The sequence below is a fragment of the Agrobacterium leguminum genome, from assembly GCF_005144435.2.
GTDB classification, from domain to species: domain Bacteria; phylum Pseudomonadota; class Alphaproteobacteria; order Rhizobiales; family Rhizobiaceae; genus Agrobacterium; species Agrobacterium leguminum.
Map to the genome: position 1 here is coordinate 974,050 of NZ_CP120211.1, position 22,800 is coordinate 996,849.

The 22,800-nt window shown below is 60.7% G+C and carries 19 protein-coding genes; 6 read left to right on the forward strand and 13 right to left on the reverse strand.

What is annotated here, in order from left to right:
- The first annotated feature begins 440 nt into the window (after positions 1-440).
- Complete coding sequence (dnaE, locus tag CFBP4996_RS04810) at positions 441-3,941, forward strand: DNA polymerase III subunit alpha (RefSeq protein WP_080852205.1); 3,501 nt, start codon at positions 441-443, stop codon at positions 3,939-3,941.
- Between the two features lie 22 nt (positions 3,942-3,963).
- On the opposite strand, the gene CFBP4996_RS04815 is transcribed toward dnaE, so the two are convergent.
- Positions 3,964-5,202, reverse strand: coding sequence for a L,D-transpeptidase family protein (locus CFBP4996_RS04815; protein WP_080852204.1), 1,239 nt, complete (start codon positions 5,200-5,202; stop codon positions 3,964-3,966).
- 169 nt (positions 5,203-5,371) lie between these two features.
- Positions 5,372-6,655, reverse strand: coding sequence for a DNA polymerase IV (locus CFBP4996_RS04820; protein ID WP_080852203.1), 1,284 nt, complete (start codon positions 6,653-6,655; stop codon positions 5,372-5,374).
- 179 nt (positions 6,656-6,834) lie between these two features.
- On the opposite strand from CFBP4996_RS04820, the gene CFBP4996_RS04825 reads away from it, so the two are divergent.
- Both CFBP4996_RS04825 and CFBP4996_RS04830 read left to right on the forward strand, forming a co-directional pair.
- Positions 6,835-7,122, forward strand: a complete 288-nt coding sequence (locus tag CFBP4996_RS04825) for a BrnT family toxin (protein ID WP_080852202.1) — start codon at positions 6,835-6,837, stop codon at positions 7,120-7,122.
- A complete protein-coding gene (locus tag CFBP4996_RS04830; RefSeq protein ID WP_003502419.1) occupies positions 7,088-7,348 on the forward strand; it encodes a BrnA antitoxin family protein in 261 nt (86 codons plus the stop codon). Before CFBP4996_RS04825 ends, CFBP4996_RS04830 begins: the two co-directional genes overlap by 35 nt.
- Positions 7,349-7,369: 21 nt before the next feature.
- On the opposite strand, the gene CFBP4996_RS04835 is transcribed toward CFBP4996_RS04830, so the two are convergent.
- On the reverse strand, positions 7,370-7,678 hold the full coding sequence (locus CFBP4996_RS04835; RefSeq protein WP_003521499.1) for a DUF3572 domain-containing protein: 309 nt from the start codon (positions 7,676-7,678) through the stop codon (positions 7,370-7,372).
- 131 nt (positions 7,679-7,809) lie between these two features.
- Between CFBP4996_RS04835 and CFBP4996_RS04840 the strand changes: the two genes are divergently transcribed.
- A complete protein-coding gene (locus CFBP4996_RS04840; protein ID WP_003521498.1) occupies positions 7,810-8,181 on the forward strand; it encodes a response regulator in 372 nt (123 codons plus the stop codon).
- Positions 8,182-8,199: 18 nt separating this feature from the next.
- Entirely contained in the window at positions 8,200-9,570 is a 1,371-nt protein-coding gene (locus CFBP4996_RS04845; RefSeq protein ID WP_020810655.1) for a PleD family two-component system response regulator, read from the forward strand.
- Positions 9,571-10,469: 899 nt separating this feature from the next.
- Here CFBP4996_RS04845 and rpmG read toward each other — a convergent pair.
- The 6 genes from rpmG to topA form a co-directional block, all read right to left on the reverse strand.
- Positions 10,470-10,637 carry a 50S ribosomal protein L33 gene (gene rpmG, locus CFBP4996_RS04850; protein WP_003496403.1) on the reverse strand — a complete coding sequence of 56 codons (168 nt, stop codon included), beginning with the start codon at positions 10,635-10,637 and terminating at the stop codon, positions 10,470-10,472.
- 89 nt (positions 10,638-10,726) lie between these two features.
- On the reverse strand, positions 10,727-11,893 hold the full coding sequence (locus CFBP4996_RS04855; protein WP_162144073.1) for an MFS transporter: 1,167 nt from the start codon (positions 11,891-11,893) through the stop codon (positions 10,727-10,729).
- 17 nt (positions 11,894-11,910) lie between these two features.
- Positions 11,911-12,537, reverse strand: coding sequence for an NUDIX hydrolase (locus CFBP4996_RS04860; protein WP_003521495.1), 627 nt, complete (start codon positions 12,535-12,537; stop codon positions 11,911-11,913).
- 62 nt (positions 12,538-12,599) lie between these two features.
- Positions 12,600-13,043 carry a DUF983 domain-containing protein gene (locus tag CFBP4996_RS04865; protein ID WP_059752697.1) on the reverse strand — a complete coding sequence of 148 codons (444 nt, stop codon included), beginning with the start codon at positions 13,041-13,043 and terminating at the stop codon, positions 12,600-12,602.
- A gap of 44 nt (positions 13,044-13,087) precedes the next feature.
- The gene (rnr, locus tag CFBP4996_RS04870) at positions 13,088-15,442 is read right to left on the reverse strand and encodes a ribonuclease R (protein WP_080852200.1); all 2,355 of its coding nucleotides are present in this window, start codon (positions 15,440-15,442) and stop codon (positions 13,088-13,090) included.
- On the reverse strand, positions 15,439-18,123 hold the full coding sequence (gene topA / locus CFBP4996_RS04875; RefSeq protein ID WP_080852199.1) for a type I DNA topoisomerase: 2,685 nt from the start codon (positions 18,121-18,123) through the stop codon (positions 15,439-15,441). Before topA ends, rnr begins: the two co-directional genes overlap by 4 nt.
- A 258-nt stretch (positions 18,124-18,381) precedes the next feature.
- Here topA and CFBP4996_RS04880 point away from each other — a divergent pair, with 258 nt between their 5' ends.
- A complete protein-coding gene (locus tag CFBP4996_RS04880; protein ID WP_003521491.1) occupies positions 18,382-18,615 on the forward strand; it encodes a hypothetical protein in 234 nt (77 codons plus the stop codon).
- Here the strand turns inward: CFBP4996_RS04880 and dprA are convergent.
- Genes dprA through CFBP4996_RS04900 form a run of 4 tightly spaced genes read right to left on the reverse strand, consistent with a single transcriptional unit; the run spans position 18,568 to position 22,627 of the window.
- On the reverse strand, positions 18,568-19,710 hold the full coding sequence (gene dprA, locus CFBP4996_RS04885; RefSeq protein ID WP_080852196.1) for a DNA-processing protein DprA: 1,143 nt from the start codon (positions 19,708-19,710) through the stop codon (positions 18,568-18,570). The two genes, CFBP4996_RS04880 and dprA, sit on opposite strands and share 48 nt — an antisense overlap.
- Positions 19,711-19,730: 20 nt before the next feature.
- A complete protein-coding gene (gene plsY / locus CFBP4996_RS04890) occupies positions 19,731-20,348 on the reverse strand; it encodes a glycerol-3-phosphate 1-O-acyltransferase PlsY (RefSeq protein WP_020808929.1) in 618 nt (205 codons plus the stop codon).
- Between the two features lie 48 nt (positions 20,349-20,396).
- Positions 20,397-21,689, reverse strand: coding sequence for a dihydroorotase (locus CFBP4996_RS04895; RefSeq protein ID WP_080852194.1), 1,293 nt, complete (start codon positions 21,687-21,689; stop codon positions 20,397-20,399).
- Positions 21,686-22,627 carry an aspartate carbamoyltransferase catalytic subunit gene (locus CFBP4996_RS04900; RefSeq protein WP_003521487.1) on the reverse strand — a complete coding sequence of 314 codons (942 nt, stop codon included), beginning with the start codon at positions 22,625-22,627 and terminating at the stop codon, positions 21,686-21,688. The genes CFBP4996_RS04895 and CFBP4996_RS04900 overlap by 4 nt, the downstream gene beginning before the upstream one ends.
- Between the last annotated feature and the right edge of the window lie 173 nt (positions 22,628-22,800).

The window sequence follows — 22,800 nt, forward strand, 5'->3', positions numbered from 1 at the left end:
GGACGGGTTGCGCCAAGCTGGCGAGTCGATCCCTCCAGAGAACGCCTGTTCTCCAAGTTTGAATTTTTTCCGAACCCGGCGGTGTTTTTACCTCCGGGTTTTTTCGCTTTGGAGTCAGGGGTTTGCTGTTCCCCCTGCGGGAACCGAAGGCGATTCTGCGGCATTAGCAAGGGGAATATCAGCAAAACCCTGTTGACAATCGAACAAAATGAGAACAAAGTTGGAACATAACGAGTAAGGAGAGACCAATGACTGATTTCATCCGTGACGTTGCCGCTTTTGCCTCCATCGCTGTCTTCGTAGCCAGCTTTTCGGTGATACTCACCGCCCTGTGAAGGGCACGCCGGCGCAGAAACCTGTATGGACGCCGTAAAGCGGTGGACTTTGAGCGCCGGAAATCGGAAAATCGCCCCCTCGATTCAGAATGACAGGATGATGATATGGGCGATGCGGTTGTGCGTGGAGAGACCTCTGGCGAAACGCTGAAAACTCCCGGTTTCGTCCATTTGCGGGTTCATTCCGCCTATTCCCTGCTTGAGGGGGCCTTGCCCCTCAAGAAAATCATGTCCAAGGCCGTCTCGGACGGCCAGCCGGCCATTGCCATTACCGATACCAACAACCTCTTTGTTGCGCTGGAATTTTCCGAAAAGGCGCGCGATGAAGGTTTGCAGCCAATCATCGGCTGCCAGCTGTCGATCGACATGCAGGATGCGGCGGAGGACCGCCGCAACCACAACAGCCACCTTCAGAAACTTCCCGCCATCGTTCTGCTGGCGGCCAATGCCGAAGGTTACGAGCGGCTGGTGGATATCGTCAGCCGCGCCTATCTGGAAGGCGAGGGCAGCGGCCATTCCGTGCATATTACCCGTGCATGGCTGGAGGAAGCTTCCAATGCCGGCCTGATCGCGCTGACGGGCGCATCCGGCGGTCCGGTGGATATGGCCTTGAAGGAAGGTCACGCTGCCCAGGCGAAAGAACGGCTGCTGACGCTGAAGTCACTTTTCGGTGATAGGCTTTATATCGAATTGCAGCGCCAGTCTGGTTATGACCGTTCCCATGAGCGGCGCATGATCGGCCTTGCTTATGACCATGATATTCCGCTGGTTGCCACCAACGAAGCGTTTTTCCCTTCCAAGGCCGATTATGAGGCGCATGATGCGTTGATGGCTGTGGCGCATAACGCCATCGTCTCCGATGACAGCCGGTTCCGGCTCACGCCCGACCATTACCTCAAAAGTCGGGCGGAAATGGCGGCGCTGTTTGCCGATCTTCCCGAGGCGCTGGAAAACACCGTCGAGATCGCGCTGCGCTGCTCCTATGTGCTGAAGAAGCGCGGGCCGATCCTGCCGCGTTTCACCGGCGCCAGCGATGACCCGGAGGCGGCGGAACACGCCGAAGCCGAAGAGCTTCGCCGCCAGGCGGTGGAGGGGCTGGATCAGCGGCTGGCGGCGCTCGGCATGGCGGCCGGCTATACCGAGCAGGACTATCGCGACAGGCTCGATTTCGAACTCGGTGTCATCTCGCGCATGAAGTTCCCCGGTTACTTTCTGATCGTTGCCGACTTCATCAAATGGGCCAAGCAGCACGATATTCCAGTTGGGCCGGGCCGCGGTTCGGGTGCGGGCTCGCTAGTCGCTTATGCGCTCACGATTACCGATGTCGATCCTCTGCGCTTCTCGCTGCTGTTCGAACGCTTCCTCAATCCTGAACGCGTTTCGATGCCCGACTTCGATATCGACTTCTGTCAGGACCGTCGCGAAGAGGTGATCCGTTACGTGCAGGCCAAATATGGCCGCGAGCAGGTGGCGCAGATCATCACCTTCGGTTCGCTGCAGGCGCGCGCGGCCTTGCGCGATGTCGGCCGCGTGCTGGAAATGCCCTATGGGCAGGTGGACAAGATCTGCAAGCTGGTGCCCAACAACCCGGCCAACCCGACACCCCTGTCGAAAGCGATCGAGGAAGAGCCGCGCCTGCAGGAAGAGGCGGACAAGGAGCCGGTGGTTGCCCGCCTTCTGGATATCGCCCAGAAGATCGAAGGGCTTTACCGCCACGCCTCCACCCACGCCGCCGGTATCGTCATCGGTGACCGCCCGCTGTCGAAGCTGGTGCCGATGTATCGCGATCCGCGCTCGGATATGCCGGTCACCCAGTTCAACATGAAATGGGTGGAAAGCGCCGGCCTCGTCAAATTCGACTTCCTCGGCCTGAAGACGCTGACGGTGCTGAAGGTCGCCGTCGATTTCGTTGCCAAGCGCGGCATCAAGGTCGATCTCGCGGCGATTCCGCTGGATGACGCCAAAACCTACGAGATGCTCTCGCGCGGCGAAACCATCGGCGTGTTCCAGGTGGAAAGTGCCGGCATGCGCAAGGCGCTGATCGGCATGCGGCCGGACTGCATCGAGGACATCATCGCGCTGGTGGCGCTTTATCGCCCCGGCCCGATGGAAAACATCCCGGTCTATAATGCCCGCAAACATGGCGAGGAGGAGCTGGAATCGATCCATCCGACCATTGACCATCTGCTCAAGGAAACGCAGGGCGTTATCGTTTATCAGGAACAGGTGATGCAGATCGCCCAGGTCCTCTCCGGTTATTCGCTCGGCGAAGCCGATCTTCTGCGCCGCGCCATGGGCAAGAAGATCAAGGAGGAGATGGACAAGCAGCGCGAGCGTTTCGTCGACGGCGCCATCGAGAACGGCGTCTCGAAGCCGCAGGCCAACACCATCTTCGACCTTCTCGCGAAATTCGCCAATTACGGCTTCAACAAGAGCCACGCCGCCGCCTACGCCATCGTGTCCTACCAGACCGCCTATATGAAGGCGCATTATCCGGTGGAGTTCCTGGCGGCCTCCATGACGCTCGATATGGCGAACACGGAAAAGCTCAACGATTTCCGCCAGGATGCCGGCCGCCTTGGCATCGAGGTCGTCGCACCTTCGGTGCAGACGTCGTTCCGGCAATTCGAGACGGGCGAGAACCGCATCTATTATTCGCTCGCCGCCATCAAGGGCGTGGGCGAAGGGGCGGTGGAGCACATCGTCCAGGTACGCGACGGCAAGCCGTTCACGAGCCTTGAGGATTTCTGCCTGCGCATCGATCCCAAGCAGATCAACCGGCGTGTGCTGGAAAGCCTGATCAATGCCGGCGCTTTCGATTGTTTCGGCCGCGACCGCGCCGAGCTGATCGGCGGGCTGGACCGCATCATCGGTTATGCGCAGATGGCGCAGAACAACCGCGCCATTGGACAATCGGACATGTTTGGCTCGGGTGGTGGAAGCGGCCCGGAAAAGCTCATCCTTCCCGCCTTCCAGCCCTGGCTCGCCTCCGAAAAGCTGCTGCGCGAATATCAGGTGCTCGGTTTTTACCTCACCGCCCATCCGCTCGATACCTACCGCCCCGTGCTGGAAAAGCTGCGGGTGCAGAATTTCGCCGATTTTTCCGCCGCGGTGAAACAGGGCGCGACTGCCGGGCGTCTGGCCGGCACCGTGACCGGCAAGCAGGAGCGCAAGACCCGCACCGGCAACAAGATGGGCATCGTCACCTTCTCGGACGCATCGGGCCAATATGAGGCGGTGCTGTTTTCCGAAGGGCTCGGCCAGTTCCGCGATCTGCTCGAGGTCGGTAAATCGCTGGTCATCACCGTGCAGGCGGAAGAGCGTCCGGAAGGCATCGGTCTGCGTATCCAGACGGCGCAGTCGCTGGAAGAGAAATCCGTGCAGATGCAGAAGGCGTTGCGTGTTTATGTGCGCGATTCCGGCCCGCTGAAAACGGTGGCCCGCCACCTCAATACGAAGGGCGATGGCTCGGTCTATTTCATCGTCATCAAGGATGAGGGCAGCCGCGAAATCGAGGTGGAGCTGACGGAGAAATACCGCATCTCACCGGAAATCGCCGCTGCGCTGCGGTCCGCGCCCGGTGTCGTCGATGTGGAACTGGTGTGAGGCTTGAGGCCTCACACATCGCTCATACCGGCCCTTCTTTAGTCACGGTGATGAAGTCCGTTCCAGTGCCTGTCTCCAGCTGGTGACTGATATCGGAAACGGTGATCGAGCTGCCGCTTGAAAGCTCCTGCTCGATCCGGCTGCGTATTTCCGTCGGAATTTCGAGGCGGCCGAGTACGGCGCTCAATTGATCGAAACCGCCCGGCGCTTCGGTAACGGAGATGCCGAGCCGCTTGCGGGCCGCCGCCGGCAGATGGTTTTCCAGCGTCACGCCGTTCCATTCGGCGGTTCCGGCGGCGCGATCCACGGATACGGCTTCGAAGAAATGGGTTCCGAGCGCCACTTCCGGGTCCTTGATGTCGATGGCTGCTTCGAACAGCGGCTTGAAATCCTGCCGCACCATGATCTGGCCGGTCGGTGGGTGGTCTTCACCGGCGGAGGCATAAAGCGCCGTCACGAAGGCGTCGGTCAAAAGCGGGCCGGTGGTTTTCAGCCCCTTCCAGCGCTTGAAACCATTGATGGCGCTGATCGTCATCTCCCCGGCATAACCATCGGCTGAACCGGCATCGAAGCCGAGGCGGGTCAGCACGGTCTGAATATCCATCACCTTTTCCCGCTCGCCGCGCCGGGTGATGAGAATGCGCAGGGGCGAGGGCTCCCTGGTCTTCGCCACCGGCTTGAGGGCCTGGGTCTTTTCATTGACGGCAACCTCGACCGTCCCCAAAGCCGCATCGAAAGTCGCCGGGCGCAATTCCACATCCGAAAGAAGCAGCTTGCCGTCATCGGCATCGTCGCGCGGCTGAAACAGCGCCGGATGCTGCACAAAGCGCAGCGAGACCGGCCGGTCGGTGATGATGACATGCACGCCGGTCCGGGTATCTCCGAAGAGAGACTTGGCGAATTTGGACGGCAGGCGCACGCAGCCATGCGAGGCCGGATAGTTCGGCACCTTGCCTTCGTGCAGTGCGATTCCGGACCATGTCAGCCGCTGCATGAAGGGCATGGGCGCGGCCGAGTAAATATTCGACTCGTGGTATTTGCGCTTTTCCAGAATCGAGAAGATGCCGCTCGGTGTCTCATGTCCGGCCTTGCCGGTGGAGACCTTCGAGGTGGCGACGATTTCGCCGTTCTCATAAAGCGCGAGCGACTGGTCGCTTTTCGATACCAGTATCTGCAGGGACCTGCTGTCAGCGGCAAGCGCCGGAAAGGCAAGAATGCTGGCCGACAGCATGCCGGCCATAAGACGGAGGCGGAGGGACATGACGCAATACACCACATGTACAAAACTTGCCTCACTCAATCATGCGAAGTTTAATGAAGTTTAAGGACCGCTCATTCGCAACATCACTAATTTGTGTAAAATCTAAAATATATCCGTCGCGAGGCGGCCAGGACAGGATTGCGCGACCTGTCGCACAATCCCGCAACTGTTATTTGCGCGTTCCGAACGTATAGCCGGTCTCGACGCTGCCCTTGCCGAACTTGTCACGCAGCTTGTCCATCGCCGCTTCCGCCGCAGCCCGGCGCCCCGCCTGTTTGTCGACGAGATCGGGCGGATCGGCCAGACCCGCATCGCGCAGATCGCTGACGCCGATGCCGATGAGGCGGAACCTGGTGCCGTCCGTTTCCTTTTCCAGCAGCGAAAGGCCGGTGCGGAAAATCCGGTCGGCAAGCTGCGTGGGGTCGTCCAGCTTGCGGTTGCGGGTGCGAAGCTTGAAGTCTGCCGTCTTCATCTTCAGCACCACCGTCTGGCCGGCAATGCCGCTCTTTTTCAGCCGCCAGGCAACCTTTTCGGAAAGCGAGCGCAGGATCGGCACCAGATCCTCATGGCGGGAAATATCGTTGAAGAAGGTGGTTTCGGAAGAGACGCTTTTGACGGGGTCGTTATTGTGCACATGCCGCTCGTCAATGCCGCGCGAAAGCCGGAAGAGGCGTTGCCCCATCACGCCATAGCGGCGCATCAGCTCGCTTTCCTCCATCTCCTGCAGTTGCGCGATCATGCGGATACCGTCCGCCTCCAGCGTCGCCGCGAAGGCCTTGCCGACGCCCCAGATGGTGGTGACCGGCCGTGTCGCCAGAAAGGACAGCGCCTCCGTTTCGCCGATCACCGAAAAGCCGCGCGGCTTTTGCAGGTCGGACGCGACCTTGGCGAGAAATTTGCAATAGGAAAGCCCGGCGGAAACGGTCACGCCCACTTCCTTTTCCACGCGCCGGGCGAATTTCGCCAGCACACGGGCCGGCGGATCGTGATGCAGCTTCTCGGTGCCGGAAAGATCGAGAAACGCCTCGTCTATGGAAAGCGGCTGCACCAGAGGCGTCAATTCCTGCATCATCGCCCGGATTTCGCGCCCGACACGGCTGTATTTTTCCATATCCGGCTTGATGACGATTGCGTCAGGACAGGCTTCCAGCGCCTTGAACATGGGCATGGCGGAACGCACGCCGTGAATGCGGGCGATATAACAGGCGGTGGAAACCACCCCACGCTTGCCGCCGCCAACGATCACAGGCTTGTCGGCCAGTTCCGGATTGTCCCGTTTTTCAACGGAGGCATAAAAGGCGTCGCAGTCGATATGGGCAATGCTCAGATCGTAGAGTTCGGCATTATAAACAAGCCGCGGGCTGCCACAGGCGCGGCAACGCCTCAGCCCCTCTGGCTGGCCGGCCAGACAGTCGCGGCAAAAACCGGGATCATAGGGTTGCGACGTGGACATGGGCCGAAAACAAAACCAGAACGTTGCTGACCATACTCCGGCCGTGGGAACGGCTCAAGGGGCGTTCGCGACAAAGCCCGGATATGAAAACCCCGGTACATGGGAAAACTTGCACATCGTAGAGAAATATTTGATCTTCACCCATATTTGTAGTTACAATTGTAGATGATTTTTTACGCATGTTCGAATGGGATGAAGAGAAAAACCGGTCCAACATCCGAAAGCATGGCGTCGGATTTCAGACGGCGATTCGAATCTTCGAGGGTGCGGTTCTTTCATGGGTCGATGAGCGCGCGGCCTATGGAGAGACGCGCTATCACAGCATAGGGCAGATCGAAGGAATAGTATTTCTGGCGGTCATCCATACCGATCGTGCCGGTCGAACCCGCATCATCTCCGCCCGGCCGGCAAACCGCCGCGAAAGGAAACGTTATGACGAAGAAATACGAAAAAGAACTGAGCCTTGAAGAACTGGCAGCCTTGCCTGACGAGAAGATTGACTACAGCGATATTCCCGAACTGGATGAGCGCTTCTGGGCGAATGCAAAACTCGTGGAGCCGGAAGGGACGCAGCAGATCACGCTGAGGGTCAAGAAGTCCGTCGTCGAGGCTTATAAATCCACCGGCAAGGGATACCAGACGCGCATGAATGCGGTGCTGGAATCCTATGCCCGCACATTGCTGAAACGCTGACCGCCTCCGGCTGGCGACCCGTCAATACACGCCTGAATCCAGCCCCGGCCCGGAAAAGTGATGCCAGGCGGCCGCCACTGTTTCGGGGGAAGTATCGGTCGCGGCGCAAAACGCCATCAGGTCCGGTTCATGGCTCATCAGAAAATCGGTGAGGCCCGCAAGAAAGCCGGGATCGTTGACGGCCTGGCGCAGCATATTGGCCTGCAACCCGCTCAGCGCCAGAAAACGCGCCAGCATTTCCGGTTCGTTTGCCAACCAGCCAAGTATGGCGGCTGCCGTTTCTTGCGGATCCTGGCCGGCATTGCCTTTGTTTTTCGTATCGCGCAGCATTTCTTCCCCGAAGTTACCTATTTTGAAACCAAATCCCTCTAGCCTTGCGCAACAAATGGACGATGGAATCGGTTCTCTGGCAACTTATATGTCTGGATGAAGGTTTCAAAGCGAAACGGGGACTGCTCACCATGCCCAAGCAGGTCATGATAGTCGAAGACAACGAGCTGAACATGAAGCTCTTTCGCGACCTGATCGAGGCGTCCGGTTATACGACGATTCAGACGCGCAACGGCATGGAAGCGCTCGATCTCGCCCGCAAGCACCGCCCGGACCTCATCCTCATGGATATCCAGCTGCCGGAAGTTTCGGGGCTGGAGGTGACGAAGTGGCTGAAGGAAGATGACGAGTTGCATGTCATCCCGGTCATCGCGGTCACGGCCTTCGCCATGAAGGGCGATGAGGAACGGATTCGCCAGGGCGGATGCGAGGCCTATGTGTCGAAGCCGATTTCCGTTCCGAAGTTCATCGAAGTCATCAAGACTTATCTGGGCGATGCGTGAGGCGACTGGGGAACGGTTATGACGGCGAGAGTTCTGGTTGTTGACGATATTCCGGCCAATGTGAAGCTTCTCGAAGCCCGCCTTCTGGCGGAATATTTCGATGTCGTCACCGCCGAGGATGGTTTCAAGGCGCTGGCGATCTGCGACGAAGAGCAGGTCGATATCATCCTGCTCGATATCATGATGCCGGGCATGGATGGTTTCGAGGTCTGCGAAAGGCTGAAGGCCAATCCGAATACCGCACATATTCCGGTGGTGATGGTCACGGCACTCGATCAGCCGTCAGACCGCGTGCGCGGCCTCAAGGCCGGCGCCGACGATTTTCTCACCAAGCCGGTCAACGACCTTCAACTCATCGCCCGTGTCAAAAGCCTCGTGCGCCTCAAGGCCGTCAGCGACGAATTGCGGCTGCGCGCCGAAACCGCACGGCAGATCGGCATCGAGGAGATGCTGCGCAGCGATGGCCTGATGCAGACGCCCGGCCGCGTGCTGGTTGCGGATGGCCGCGCCAGCTCGCAGGAACGTATCGTGCGGGCGCTGAAGCCGGTTGCGGAGGTCGATGCCGTCACCGAGCCGCAGGCGGCCTTGCTCAAGGCCGCGGGCAATCCGTTCGAGCTCGTCATCGTCAATTCCAATTTCGAGAATTACGATCCGCTGAGGCTGTGCTCGCAGCTTCGCTCGCTGGAACGCACCCGTTTCCTGCCGCTGCTTCTGGTGGCGGAGCAGGGGGCGGACGATATGGTGGCGCGGGCGCTCGATCTCGGCGTGAATGATTACATTCTCCGCCCGATCGATCCGAACGAACTCGTCGCGCGCTCGCTGACGCAGATCAGGCGCAAGCGCTACAACGAGCATCTGCGGCTCAATCTCCAGCACACGATGGAACTCGCCATTGTCGACGGGCTGACCGGCCTCAACAATCGCCGTTACCTCGACAACCACCTGAAGATACTCTTCGACCGTGCTGCCGTTCGCGGCCGACCGATCTCCATCTGCATGACCGATATAGACCGCTTCAAGCTGGTCAACGATACCTATGGCCACGATGTCGGTGATGAGGTGCTGCGGGAATTTGCAGCGCGCATTCGCAGCACGGTGCGCGGCGCGGATCTCGCCTGCCGTTATGGCGGGGAGGAGTTCGTCGTCGTCATGCCCGATACGCCGATGGAGCTTGCGGCAAGCGTCGCCGAGCGCCTGCGGGCGATAGTCGAGGACAAGCCTTTTTATGTTCGTTCCATCGACCGGGAATTGAGCATTACCGCCTCCCTCGGTATCGCCACCAGCAGTGGCGCCTTCGGCGCACCGGATGAAATCCTGAAGCAGGCCGACAAGGCGCTCTACGAGGCGAAACACGCTGGTCGCAACCGCGTCGTTGCCGCCGCTGCCTGAGCGTCAGCGGCGGATTAACTAAGAATATTGCGCAATCTCTCCGTCATATCCCGGCGAAATAGTTATTCGGGGATACGGGGCGGGCGTCGCGAGACTGCAAGCCATTGACCTTGGATGTATTTTATCGCTTTGCAATGAAAAGATGCAGATTGGCGATATAAATAGAGTTCAAGTTGAAAAATGCGTTGAATTCAATCTCTCCGGCAACTATAGTGTGCCAGCTTTGTATACTTAACCATGTTTCCCAGGTGATGTATCTCTGGCTTAAGAATTTGTTGATTTTTATTTTACTTCTGCGCACACTCCCTATTGAGAGTAACAGTTCTTCCGGCGGTTTATCCGTCTTGTGATGATGAATGATAGCGGCTTTAGCCGTCGCGATTTCGCTCGTCAGGGGCTGGTATTGCGTAGTTTGAATGCCCCATGATGCTCAGGTCCGCCGCATCTCCTGAATCGTGGGGTCGGTCGGCTGACGATGTACGAATCGGTTCCTCGTGCCGTAATCGCATCGTTGGCCGACCGCCTTCTTCCCGAAAATTGCCTGTTCGTGGTGCGCGTGTCGCAGCGTAGCGGCTTGTGCGGTCGTCTTCGTTCACGTCATGTGTGAGGTCGTGATACGGGGCAGGGGGGATGCGTGGCCCTTGGGATACTTCTTCTTCTGATCATTTGAATGATTGCGGCGGCGGGCGGGGCGTCAGAGCATATGGTCGGACTTACCCATGGCTGCTCGCGCGCTTTGCCAGTAACGGCGGCAATTTCCGGGGCAGCGGGGGAAGGCGGGCCTTATTGGCCGCCTGCAAAGCCTCTGGGCGCGACAAGGCTGGTGGCAGCCTCTTCCTTCGGCACAAACAAAAAACGCGCCCGTTGGGCGCGCTTTTGTCGGAGACCCGATCAAGAAATTACTTGATCTTGGTTTCCTTGAATTCAACGTGCTTGCGTACAACCGGGTCGTACTTCGTCTTCGTCATCTTGTCCGTGAACGTACGGCTGTTCTTGGTGGTGACGTAGAAGGTACCGGTGTCGGCTGTCGACAGCAGCTTGATCTTGATTGTTGTAGCTTTCGCCATGGTCGTCCTGCCTTTAAACAAAAGAGAAGCCGCAGGCGCTTCTCACCTCGGCTAAATCTGGCGCGAAACTACGTATCGCGCCTGAAAAGTCAAGCCTGTTTTGCCCGGAAAACAAAACGGACGATATAAAGCACCACGTAAAGCCCGAAAAATACCGCCAGCGACCAGGCAAAGCCGTCGGTTCCGGCAAGGTCCATGGAAATGCCCACGGCCTGCGGCCCCGCAATCGTGCCCATGGCGTAACAGAAGATGAAGGCGGCATTGGCGGCTACCAGATCGGCGCCCTTCAGGCGCGATCCGAGATGGGTGAGGCCGACAGTATACATGCCGGAAACCAGCCCGCCCCAGAACAGCAGCAGGGCCGCCACCAGAAGCCAGCTTTCCACCAGGAAAGGCAGCGCCAGCGTGCCGCAGACGCCGGCAAAGGCCATCAGCCCCAGCATCGTCCTCCGGTCTTTCATCCGGTCCGAAAGCAGGCCGATCGGTATCTGGAAGACCATATTGCCGATGCCCATCACGGTAAGGAGAAGTGCTGCCTGCGATTCGTTGAAGCCTTCCCGCGTCGCATAGATCGGAAACAACGAAAGACCGCCGGCCTGCACCGAACCGAAGACGAAGGCCGCCGCGGACGCCATGGGCACCAGCCAGACATAACGGACGAAATGGTGGTTGGGCCGTTCGTCCAGCTCCGGGCTTTCGCCGCGCGCCATGAATATCGGGATCGCGGCGAGCAGGATGATCGCCGCGCCGACCAGAAACGGCAATATGCCTTCGCTGCCGACCACGGAAAACAGCAGCGGACCGACCGCGAAGCCAACCGCAAGGCCGGTGGCGTAGATGCCGAGAACCATGCCCCGCTTCCTGGGCGGCGCGGTCATGTTGATCCAGTATTCGGAGAGAATGAAAAGCGTGGTGGTGGCGCCGTGGAAAACGATTCGCAGCGGAAACCACATCCAGAAGGCTTCGGCGAAATAAAAACCGAGCGCGCTCAGCGCCGAAACGACGACTGCGAACAGCATGGTTCGCGCTACGCCGAAATCATGTGCGATCTTGGTGGTCACGGGGGCCGCCATCATCGCCGCGACGCCGGCCATGGCCGAATTCACCCCGATCATGGTGGAAGAGATGCCGCGCTTCTCAAGGATGATCGACAGGAGCGGAAGGCCAAGGCCGATGGCGACACCGACCGCACTGATGGCGGAAATGGCGGCGATCAGTGAGGGCCAGTGAATGGCGTCCGCTTCTTCGCATTTCATTTGTGACATGACGGCCTTTATACAAAGTCTCGAATGAACCGGCCGTGGCGCGTGACATAGAGCCGCGCGGGGCTTTCAAAGGGCAATGAGGGATCACCTATCATGAGTTTTGTGACATCTTCGAGAACCGTGCGCGTGATTTTCGGCATGTTCAGACCGGAAAGGTCTGTCATGTCAAGCCATTGCACATTGTGCAACTCGTCGGAATCACGGGTTAGCCGGGTATCCAGCCGCAATTCGTCGGCATAACAGCAGAAGAATCGCGTGTCGTAGCGCCGCACATTGCCGGGTGGGGTGATGGCGCGGGCCACATATCGGAAACGGGAAAGATCGGGACCCCTGGTGCTCAAGCCGAGATCCACGCCGGTTTCCTCGAAAAGCTCGCGCGCGGCGGCAAGCGCCAGAGCTCTCGCGCCGGCAGCGCTCAGCCGCCGCGCTGCGGAGGCGGTGAGGCTGTGGAGGACGGCGGGATGCAGATCGCCCGAAAAGGGCAGCGCATGGTCGCGCGGATCGCGTTTGCCGCCGGGAAACACATAGGCGCCCGGCATGAAGACATGGGCGCTGCTGCGCTGGCCCATCAGCACCCTGAGCTGCGAGCCGGAACGGTCGAACAGAATGATGGAGGCGGCGTCGCGCGGCCGCATGGGCGCGCTCGCCGTTTCGGTACGCCGGGGAAGCTGAGTCACGTGCAAGATCCCGCCCGCCGTCAGTGAGACGAGCCGTCGATCTGCGCTTTTTGCTGTTTTCGGTCGAAGCCGTGCATCTTCAGCGCCCATTGCAGGCCAATGACACCGCCCTTGATGGGTTGCAGCGTCAAAAGCGCGGCGAGAATGGTAATCGGCACCCAGATGGCGAAATGCACCCACATGGGAACGGAAAACACCATATCGGTCATCATGAAACCGCCGACAGCGATATGGCCGATGATGACGATGGAAATATAGGGCGGCAGGTCATCGGACCGGTGGTGGTGCATTTCTTCGCCGCAGGCGGCACAGGCGTCCACCGGCTTCAGAAAGGCCCGGAACAGGCGTCCGCTGCCGCACGCAGGACAGCGATTGGCCATTCCCCGCATGATCGAGCGGCCAAGCGGCCGTTCCGCGCTATCGTCTCCGAAGGTGACTGTTTCCGAGCCCTGATGTGCACTCATCCTTAAGTCCTTCTCCCGTTTTTCAACCGCCTGAAGCGGTCTTGTTATCGTCGCCTTCTGGGCGGTCGCGTCCCGGGCTTTGCGGCAGGACGCGATGTCCGCCGGCCTGCCTTGTGGAACGACCGCGAGCCGACTGGCATCTTGCGCCCCGGGCTCAGCATATCGAAACGAAGCGCGCCTGCCAAAGGCACCGCTTCCGCAAGCCGCACCTGAACCGTGTCGCCAAGCTGGTATCCGAGGCCCGTCTTCTCTCCTGTCAGGGCCTGATGGGCCTCATCGTAAAGGAAATAGTCGGTTCCGAGTGTAGATATAGGAACGAAGCCGTCCGCGCCAAATTGCGGAAGCGCGACAAAAAGTCCCGCCTTGGTGACACCCGAAACACGGCCCTCGAATTCTTCGCCCACCCGTTCGGAGAGATGATGCGCGATCAGCCGGTTGATGGTGTCGCGTTCGGCAGCCATGGCGCGGCGCTCAAAGGTCGAGATTTCGGCGGCGATATCGTCCAGCGTCGCCTCTTCCTGCGGCGTGATGCCGCCTTCGCCGAGGCCAAGCGACCCCACCAGCGCGCGATGCACGATGAGGTCGGCATAACGGCGGATCGGCGAGGTGAAATGCGCATATTTCATCAGGTTGAGGCCGAAATGGCCGATATTCTCCGGGCTGTAGATCGCCTGACTCTGGCTGCGCAGCACCATCTCGTTGACCATGATCTGGTGCGGCGTATCGAGCGCGCGGGCCAGAATGCCGTTGAAGGAATTGGCGCGCATGGCCGCACCCTTGGCCATGGAAATGCCGATGGTGCCGAGGAATTCGCGCAGCACTTCCTGCTTGGAAAGCGTGGGCGCATCGTGGACGCGATAGACCAGCGGCTGCTTCTTCTTCTCCAGCGTCTCGGCGGCGGCGACATTCGCCTGGATCATCATTTCCTCGATCAGCTTATGCGCGTCGAGGCGTTCAGGAATGACGACCTTGTCCACCGTCCCGTCAGGCCGAAGCAGGATCTTGCGTTCCGGCATATCGAGTTCCAGCGGCTGGCGACGGTCGCGGCCACGCTTCATCACCGCATAGGCGTGCCATAGCGGCTTCAGGATCGGTTCCAGCAGCGGGCCGGTCTTGTCATCCGGCCGTCCGTCGATGGCCGCCTGAGCTTGGCTGTAGGAGAGCTTGGCAGCGCTCTTCATCATGATGCGGTGGAAGGTGTGGCCGGCCTTGCGGCCTTCCTTCGAAAAGATCATCCGCACGGCAAGGGCAGGGCGGTCGACGCCTTCCTTCAGCGAGCAGAGATCGTTGGAGATGCGCTCCGGCAGCATCGGCACGACACGGTCAGGGAAATAGACCGAGTTGCCGCGCTTCAGCGCTTCGCGGTCGAGCGGTGCGCCTGATCGCACATACCAGGAGACATCGGCAATGGCGACGGTGACGATGACACCGTCAGGATTGTCGGGCGACGTGTCGGGCTCGGCATAGACTGCGTCGTCATGGTCCTTGGCGTCGGCCGGATCGATGGTGATAAGCGGCAGGTCGCGCCAGTCCTCGCGGTGCGACATGCTGGCCGCCTTGGCGGCATCCGCCTCGGCCAGAACGTTCGAGGGGAAGATATGCGGAATGCCGTGGGAATGGATCGCGATCATCGAGATCGCCTTTTCCGAGGCAACGGAGCCGATGACCGACAGCACCTTGGCGCGCGTCAGCCCGTAACGGCCGCTGTTTCGCGAGGTTTCCACCTCGATCAGGTCGCCGTCTTTCGCATCGCCGACGCCATCGGGGTCGATGACCATTTCTTCGCCGCGCCGGTCGATCGGCATCAGCCGTCCGCCGCCGCCCGCCGTCTCCTTGAACACGCCGAGCAGCGCGTTCTGGCGGCGGTCGATCAGCTTGACGACGCGGGCCGTATAGGCCGGGCCGGAGCTTTCCTTGGAGGGGAAGATTTTCGCCAGAATGCGGTCGCCAAGACCCGCCGCCGGGGCCTTCTTGCCGCGATCCTGCGATGACTGGCGGATTAGCACGGCCGGTGCCGCGCCCTGATCCTCCGGCCATTCTGCCGGCCGGCCGATCAATTCGCCGTCCTTGTCACGGGTGGTGATATCGAGAACCGTAACCGGCGGCAGGCCGCCCGGCCGCGTCAGCGACTTGCGGCTCTTCTGCACCATGCCGTCGGTTTCAAGCTCTTTCAGCAGCGCTTTGAGAACGACGCGGTTCTCGCCTTTCAGCCCGAAAGCCTTGGCGATTTCCCGCTTGGAGGCCTGTTGCGGATGGTCGGCGATGAATTTCAGCAGCACCTCGCGGGGAGGCACCTCGCCATGGATGATGCCTTCACCTTCACTGACCCGCTTGCCGCGCCCGGTGCGTCCGAAACCGTCGCTGGCGGAACCCTGTCTCTGACGCGGCGCTTTGCTCACTCTGCTGCCTTCTTGGGTTTGGCCGCTGCCTTCGGCTTGGCGGCCGTCTTGCTCTTTGCTGCCGCCTTGGCCTTGGTCGCCTTCGGCTTAGCTGCGGCGTCACCATCGGCCTTCTTGGCAGCCGTCTTCCTGCCCTTGGCAGGCTTGCCGCCGGTGCCGGTCTTGGCGATGCGCTCGGCGATCAGCACCAGCGCCTCGTCCAGCGTCACCGAAGCCGGGTCCTGACCCTTCGGAATGGTGGCGTTGACCTTGCCCCAGTTGACGTAAGCGCCGTAACGCCCGTCGCGAACGGTGATCGAGCCGCCATCGGGGTGGTCGCCCAGTTCCTTCAGCGCCGCCGGCGTGCCGCTGCGGCCGCGACCCGGTCCCTTGCTCTGCTTTTCGGCAATCACGGTCACGGCGCGGTTGAGGCCGATAGAGAACACGTCCTCGATGCTTTCAAGGTTCGCATAGGAACCGTCATGCAGTAGGAACGGCCCGTAGCGGCCGAGGCCGGCGGAAATCATCTTGCCGGTTTCCGGATGCTTGCCGATATCGCGCGGCAGGTTGATGAGCGCCAGCGCCTTTTCGTGGTCGATATCTTCAGGCTTCCAGCCCTTGGGCAGCGAGGAACGCTTGGCCTCCTTGCCGTCGCCGCGCTGGATATAGGGCCCGAAACGGCCGGAGCGCAGCGTCAGCTCCTCGCCGGTCATTGGATCGGCACCCAGCGCCTTCGGCTCGTTCGAAGCCGCAGCTTCGGCTTCCGAACCGTCCGAGGTCAACTGGCGGGTGTAGTTGCATTCCGGATAGTTGGAGCAACCGACGAAAGCGCCGTATTTGCCGAGCTTCAGCGAAAGATTGCCGGTGCCGCAAACCTGACAGATGCGCGGATCGGAACCGTCCTCGCGCTTGGGGAAGACCAGCGGCGCCAGAACCTCGTTCAGCGCATCCAGAACGTTGGTGACACGCAGTTCCTTGGTGTCTTCGATCTGGGCAAAGAAATCCTTCCAGAAATCGCGCAGAACCTGCTTCCAGTCCAGCTCGCCGGCGGAAATCCGGTCGAGCTTTTCTTCAAGCGCGGCGGTGAAGTCGTATTCGACGTACTTGGTGAAGAAGCTTTCGAGGAAAGCCGTCACCAGCCGGCCGCGCGAATGCGGGATCAGCTTGCGCTTGTCGACGACGATATATTCACGGTCGCTCAGCGTCTTCAGCGTCGCCGCATAGGTGGAAGGACGGCCGATGCCGAGCTCTTCCATCTTCTTGATCAGCGAGGCTTCCGAATAACGCGGCGGCGGTTCGGTGAAGTGCTGGCTGGCGTTGATCTTCTGCTTGGCGAGGTTCTCGCGCTCGTTGATCGGCGGCAGACGGCCTTCGTCGTCACCGTCGTCGCTCTGTTCGCCATCTTCCTTCTGGTCGGTATAGGCGGCGATGAAACCGTCGAAGCGGATCACCGAACCGACGGCGCGCAGGCCTGCCTTTTCGCCGCCATTGCTGGCGAGGATTTCCACCGTGGTCCGCTCGATTTCCGCCGAGGCCATCTGGCTCGCTATACCGCGCTTCCAGATCAGGTCATAAAGACGCAGCTGATCGGGATCGAGGTAACGCTTCACCTGATCCGGCGTGCGGTTGAAATCGGTCGGGCGGATCGCTTCGTGCGCTTCCTGGGCGTTCTTGGCCTTGGTCGAATAGAAACGCGCCTTTTCCGGCACGTAACGGCCGCCGAACTGCTCGCCAATGGCGCGGCGGGCGGCATCGATCGCTTCCGGGGCCATCTGCACGCCGTCGGTACGCATATAGGTGATCAGACCGACGGTCTCACCGCCGATATCGATGCCTTCGTAAAGCTTCTGCGCCACCTGCATGGTGCGCGAGGCGGAAAAGCCCATGCGCGAGGAGGCCGCCTGCTGCAGCGTCGAAGTGGTGAAGGGCGGGCCGGGATTGCGCTTGACGGGTTTCGCCTCGACGCTTTCGACCACATAGCTCGCGCCTTCCAGCAGCGCCTTCAGCCGGTTCGCATCGTCTCCGGTCTTGATCGAGCGGCTTTGCAGGCGCTTGCCATCGGCCGAAACCAGCTTGGCTTCGAACTCGTCACCGCGCGGTGTCTTCAGAAGCGCGCTGATGTTCCAGTATTCTTCGGAAACGAAACGCTCGATCTCGGATTCGCGGTCGCAGACGAGGCGCAGCGCAACCGACTGAACGCGGCCGGCGGAACGCGCGCCGGGCAGCTTGCGCCACAGCACGGGCGACAGGTTGAAGCCGACGAGATAATCCAGCGCGCGGCGGGCGAGATAGGCGTCGACCAGCGGCACATCGATGTCGCGCGGGTTCGCCATGGCGTCCAGCACGGCCTTTTTGGTGATGGCGTTGAAGACCACGCGTTTTACCGGCTTGTCGCCGAGGACACGCTTCTTCTTCAAGAGATCGAGAACGTGCCAGGAGATGGCCTCGCCTTCGCGATCCGGGTCGGTTGCGAGAATGAGGCCGTCGGAGGATTTTACCGCATCGGCAATATCCTTCATGCGCTTGGCGGATGCGCTGTCGACCTCCCAGGACATTTCGAAATCCTGGTCGGGCAGCACCGATCCGTCCTTGGCAGGAAGGTCTCTGACGTGGCCAAAGGATGCAAGAACCTTATAGCCCGAGCCAAGATACTTGTTGATCGTCTTGGCTTTGGCAGGAGATTCTACGACGACGACATTCATATTGTTTTTCTCTGGAACTGGTCCGTTAACGTGGCCGGGTCACGGCGCAATGCCGCAATTCGCCTTCTTTATATTTCGACATGGACAGGTAATGCGCGCGGGTCAAGAGGCAAGGCCGATTTTATCGCTTCAAGGTGATTACAACCTATGGATAATCTATTGTTGTATTGCAATCTTTGGTAAATTGGTTATGATGGGCAACATCATTTGAATCGACTTATTGCTCTTCGTTTCAGGCAAATTTTGCAGGATAGATATATGGTCCCCAACGCAACAAACAATAATGCCGATAATGAAGGGACCAGAGAGAACTTGGCTTACATTCGCCAGATGCTCGCGGAACTGCGGCAGGTCGCAAGCCGTGAGGGGGCCGACATGCTGTGTTATCTGATCGAGATGGCCTACGTGGAAGTCGGCGATATCCAGAGCGGACGGCGCAAGCTGTCAATCCGCGATGAAGAGCGACACACGCCCCCCGGCATGCCGGTTTAGACGTCCGGCGATATCAAGCTCCAGCAGCACCAGATGAACGGTTGCAGCGGAAAAACCTGTGTGACGGATGATATCGTCCGTTTCCACGGGCGAGGGACCGAGAGCGGCGGCGATGATGCTGCGCTCGTCGTCCCCTGGTGGTGACATCTCGGTGTCGGATCTCGGTTCCTCGATCTTGCGTTCATAGGGCAATTGCGGCTCCATCAGCGGCCGCAGCGCTTCCAGAATATCGGCCGCGCCCGTGGTCAGCATCGCGCCTTCCTTGATCAGCCGGTTGGTGCCCTCGCAGCGTGCATCGAGCGGGGAGCCGGGCACGGCGAAAACCAGCCGTCCCGCTTCTCCGGCAAGCCTTGCCGTTATCAGCGAGCCGGAGCGCTCCGCCGCTTCGACGATGACAACACCGAGGGAGACGCCGGCGATCAATCGGTTGCGGCGGGGAAAATCGCGGGCGCGCGGTTCCCATCCAAAGGGCATTTCGCTGATCGTCGCGCCGCCCTGATCGTATATCTCCTGCAAGAGCCCGAAATTTTCCTGCGGGTAGGGGCGGTCGAGACCGCCGGCCAGCATGGCAACAGTGCCGGTTGCAAGGCTTGCCCGGTGTGCGGCCGCATCGATGCCGCGCGCCAGCCCCGAGGCGATGGTATAGCCGGCGCGGCCGCAATCGCGCGCCAGCATGGCGGCGAATTTCGCGCCGTTGATGGAGGCGTTGCGCGAGCCGACGATGCCGACGCTCGGTCGTGTCGCGGTCACTGCCGATCCTTTCATGGCGATCAGCGGCGGCGCGCCATCCAGCTGCCGCAGGGCAGGCGGGTAGTCCGGCTCACCGATGCCGACGAAACGCGCGCCGAATTTCTCCGCGGTCTCGATTTCGCCTTCCGCCTCCGCCTGCGTGGCGATGCGTGGGCTGCGCGACGAGCCGCCGCGCCTTGAAAGCTCGGGCAGGGCATCGAGCGCCTTTTCGGCGCTGCCGAAATGATTGATGAGTTCGCGGAAGGTGACGGGACCGATATTGTCGCTGCGGATGAGCCTCAGCCACGCGACCCGTTGCCGCGCGGAAAGCTCTATGCCCTGCCGTGTCGTTTCCTCATGCGGCATGGCATATCCTTAAATGGGTCTCAGCCCTTTTGCCCGATCCTGCTTTCAGTGCCCGCCAGCAGGCGCGCGATGTTCTCGCGGTGCTTCCACCATGAAATCGCACTCAGCAGCGTTACCAGCAGCGCCGTCTTTTCAGGTCCGAGCACCCAGAGGGCCACGGGAATGACCAGCATGGCCAAGAGCGCCGACAGCGACGAGTAGCGGGTGATGAAGGCGGTCGCGAGCCAGATAAGCGCAAAGGCCAGCATCATCAGCGGTGCGGCACCCAAGAGCACGCCGATATAGGTCGCCACACCCTTGCCGCCCTTGAAGCCGAGCCACACCGGAAACAGGTGACCCAGAAAGGCGAAGAAACCGGCAACCAGCGACGCTTCGTAACCCCAGAGCGCATTGGCGACCAGTACCGCTGCCGTGCCCTTCAGCGCGTCGAGCAGCAGGGTTGCGGCGGCGAGCTTCTTGTTGCCGGTGCGCAGCACATTGGTCGCGCCGATATTGCCGGAGCCGATCTTGCGCACGTCGCCCAGCCCCGCCATGCGGGTGAGAATGAGGCCGAAGGGAATGGAACCGAACAGATAGCCGATCAGCGCCGAAAGCGCGAGAAGGGCAGGCGCCGTCTGCCAGTCAGTCAAAGCACTCATTCAAACGTCCCCTCTGTCGCGCTGGCCGCGTGATCTCTGTTGGTGATCTTATGCCAAGGAATGAACGGCTTTGCCAGCCACATAAGTGGCAACCGCGCGGCCGCTGAAACGGGCATCCTCGAACGGGGTGTTCTTGGATTTCGAGACCAGCTGCTCCTTTGCCACGAGCCACGGCTCGTCGAGGTCGATCAGTGTGATATCGGCCTTCGCGCCCACCTTCAGCGTTCCGGCATCCAGTCCGAAAATCTTCGCCGGGCGGGTGGAGAGCGCATCGATCAGCCGCATCAGCGGAACTTCGCCGCTATGGTGCAGGCGCAGCGCCGCCGCCAGCAGGGTTTCGAGCCCGACCGCGCCGCTCGCCGCATCCGAAAACGGCAGCCGCTTGGTGTCGACATCCTGCGGGTCGTGCGAGGAGACGATGATATCGATCGTGCCGTCCTTCAGCGCCTCCACCATGGCCTTGCGGTCATCTTCGGCGCGCAGCGGCGGCGAAAGCTTGAAGAAGGTGCGGTATTCGCCAATATCGTTCTCGTTGAGCGTCAGATGGTTGATCGAGATGCCGCAGGTGGCTTTGACGCCCCGCTGCCGCGCAACGCGGATCGCTTCTGCCGATTCCGGCACGGAAATCTTGGCGGCGTGGTAGATCGCCTGTGTCAGCCCGGCAATGCGCAGATCGCGTTCCAGCGGAATGATCTCGGCTTCCTTCGGAACGCCCGACAGGCCGAGCCAGCTTGCGAACAGCCCCTCGTTCATGTCGCCGCCGCCGATATATTTGTCGCGCGTCTCGAGCGCGATCACTGCGCCCAGTTCGCGCGCATAGGTCATGGCGCGGCGCAGCACCAGCGTATCGGAAAGCGCCCTGCGGCCATTGGTGAAGGCGACTGCGCCGGCTTCCTTCAACATGCCGAATTCGGTCATTTCCTCGCCGTTCAGACCCTTGGTGAGTGCTGCTGCGGGATGCACATTGACGAGCGCCTTGTCGCGTGCCGTCTTCTTCACATATTCGACCAGTGCGATGTCATCGATAACAGGATCGGTATCGGGCATCACGATGATGCTGGTGACACCGCCGGCCGCTGCCGCGCGCGAGGCGGATTCGATGGTTTCGCGGTGCTCTGCGCCGGGTTCGCCAACGAAAACACGGGCGTCCACCAGACCGGGAACGGCCAGCAGACCCTTGCAGTCGCGAACGGTCGCCCCTTCGGGAGCGCCCTGATTATGCGCGTCCTTGCCGGCCGCGAGAATGGTGCCGTCGGCACCGATAACGATGCTGCCGGTCTCGTCGAGGTTACGGGACGGATCGACGATGCGGAGATTGTTGAGAACGGTAACGGCACTCATACGCGCTCACCCTGATTTTGCGAGACAAGCAGGGTTTCCATGACCGCCATGCGCACGGCAACCCCCATTTCCACCTGGCTTTCGATCACGCTCTGCGGACCGTCGGCCACGTCGGAGGCGATTTCCACGCCGCGGTTCATCGGGCCGGGATGCATGACCAGCGCATCTTCCTTCGCCGCCTTCAGCTTTTCGGCATCGAGGCCGTAATAATGGAAATATTCGCGCACTGAAGGCACGAAGGAGCCGGACATGCGCTCGCGCTGCAGGCGCAGCATCATCACCACATCGGCGTTCTTCAGCCCTTCCTTCATGTCGTGGAAGACTTCGACGCTCATGTCGCGGATACCGGAGGGCAGCAGCGTGGCTGGCGCGACGACGCGAACGCGCGCACCCATCTGGTTGAGCAGGATGATATTGGAGCGGGCAACGCGCGAATGCAGCACGTCGCCGCAGATTGCCACCGTGATGCCGGACAGTTCGCCCTTGGCGCGGCGGATGGTCAGCGCATCGAGCAGCGCCTGCGTCGGGTGCTCATGCTGGCCGTCGCCGGCATTGACGACGGAGCAGGCGACCTTTTGCGCGAGCAGCGCGGCGGCGCCGGCGGAGGAATGGCGCACGACCAGCACATCCGGGCGCATGGCGTTCAGCGTCATCGCCGTATCGATCAGCGTTTCGCCCTTCTTCACCGAGGAATTGCCGACCGACATGTTCATCACGTCTGCGCCGAGACGCTTTCCGGCAAGTTCGAAGGAGGATTGCGTGCGCGTCGAGGCTTCGAAGAACAGGTTGATCTGCGTCAGGCCCCGAAGCGTCGAGGTCTTTTTCTCGCGCTGGCGGCTGATTTTCACCGCCTCGTCGGCCTTGTCGAGAAGCAGGGTAATATCCTGATGGGAAAGCCCCTTGATGCCGAGGAGATGGCGATGGGGGAAGAAGACCATGCGGTTTGCCTCCTGACGGGCGCCGCATTTTCCCGTGAAAATGCCCGGAACGCCCGAATGCTGATCCGCGCGCTCCCATTCGCTGTGAACACGCCTCAGGAGTGCGGCGGAATTCGGTCCTGCGCTCTATAGAGACTGCATGGTCGCGGGGCAAGCGCCCGCAACTCCTGAAA

Coding starts and splice junctions, on each gene's coding strand:
- dnaE (WP_080852205.1), top strand. CDS start 441: ATGGGCGATGCGGTTGTGCGTGGAGAGACCTCTGGCGAAACGCTGAAA.
- CFBP4996_RS04815 (WP_080852204.1), bottom strand. CDS start 5,202: ATGTCCCTCCGCCTCCGTCTTATGGCCGGCATGCTGTCGGCCAGCATT.
- CFBP4996_RS04820 (WP_080852203.1), bottom strand. CDS start 6,655: ATGTCCACGTCGCAACCCTATGATCCCGGTTTTTGCCGCGACTGTCTG.
- CFBP4996_RS04825 (WP_080852202.1), top strand. CDS start 6,835: ATGTTCGAATGGGATGAAGAGAAAAACCGGTCCAACATCCGAAAGCAT.
- CFBP4996_RS04830 (WP_003502419.1), top strand. CDS start 7,088: ATGACGAAGAAATACGAAAAAGAACTGAGCCTTGAAGAACTGGCAGCC.
- CFBP4996_RS04835 (WP_003521499.1), bottom strand. CDS start 7,678: ATGCTGCGCGATACGAAAAACAAAGGCAATGCCGGCCAGGATCCGCAA.
- CFBP4996_RS04840 (WP_003521498.1), top strand. CDS start 7,810: ATGCCCAAGCAGGTCATGATAGTCGAAGACAACGAGCTGAACATGAAG.
- CFBP4996_RS04845 (WP_020810655.1), top strand. CDS start 8,200: ATGACGGCGAGAGTTCTGGTTGTTGACGATATTCCGGCCAATGTGAAG.
- rpmG (WP_003496403.1), bottom strand. CDS start 10,637: ATGGCGAAAGCTACAACAATCAAGATCAAGCTGCTGTCGACAGCCGAC.
- CFBP4996_RS04855 (WP_162144073.1), bottom strand. CDS start 11,893: ATGAAATGCGAAGAAGCGGACGCCATTCACTGGCCCTCACTGATCGCC.
- CFBP4996_RS04860 (WP_003521495.1), bottom strand. CDS start 12,537: ATGCGGCCGCGCGACGCCGCCTCCATCATTCTGTTCGACCGTTCCGGC.
- CFBP4996_RS04865 (WP_059752697.1), bottom strand. CDS start 13,043: ATGAGTGCACATCAGGGCTCGGAAACAGTCACCTTCGGAGACGATAGC.
- topA (WP_080852199.1), bottom strand. CDS start 18,123: ATGAATGTCGTCGTCGTAGAATCTCCTGCCAAAGCCAAGACGATCAAC.
- CFBP4996_RS04880 (WP_003521491.1), top strand. CDS start 18,382: ATGGTCCCCAACGCAACAAACAATAATGCCGATAATGAAGGGACCAGA.
- dprA (WP_080852196.1), bottom strand. CDS start 19,710: ATGCCGCATGAGGAAACGACACGGCAGGGCATAGAGCTTTCCGCGCGG.
- plsY (WP_020808929.1), bottom strand. CDS start 20,348: ATGAGTGCTTTGACTGACTGGCAGACGGCGCCTGCCCTTCTCGCGCTT.
- CFBP4996_RS04895 (WP_080852194.1), bottom strand. CDS start 21,689: ATGAGTGCCGTTACCGTTCTCAACAATCTCCGCATCGTCGATCCGTCC.
- CFBP4996_RS04900 (WP_003521487.1), bottom strand. CDS start 22,627: ATGGTCTTCTTCCCCCATCGCCATCTCCTCGGCATCAAGGGGCTTTCC.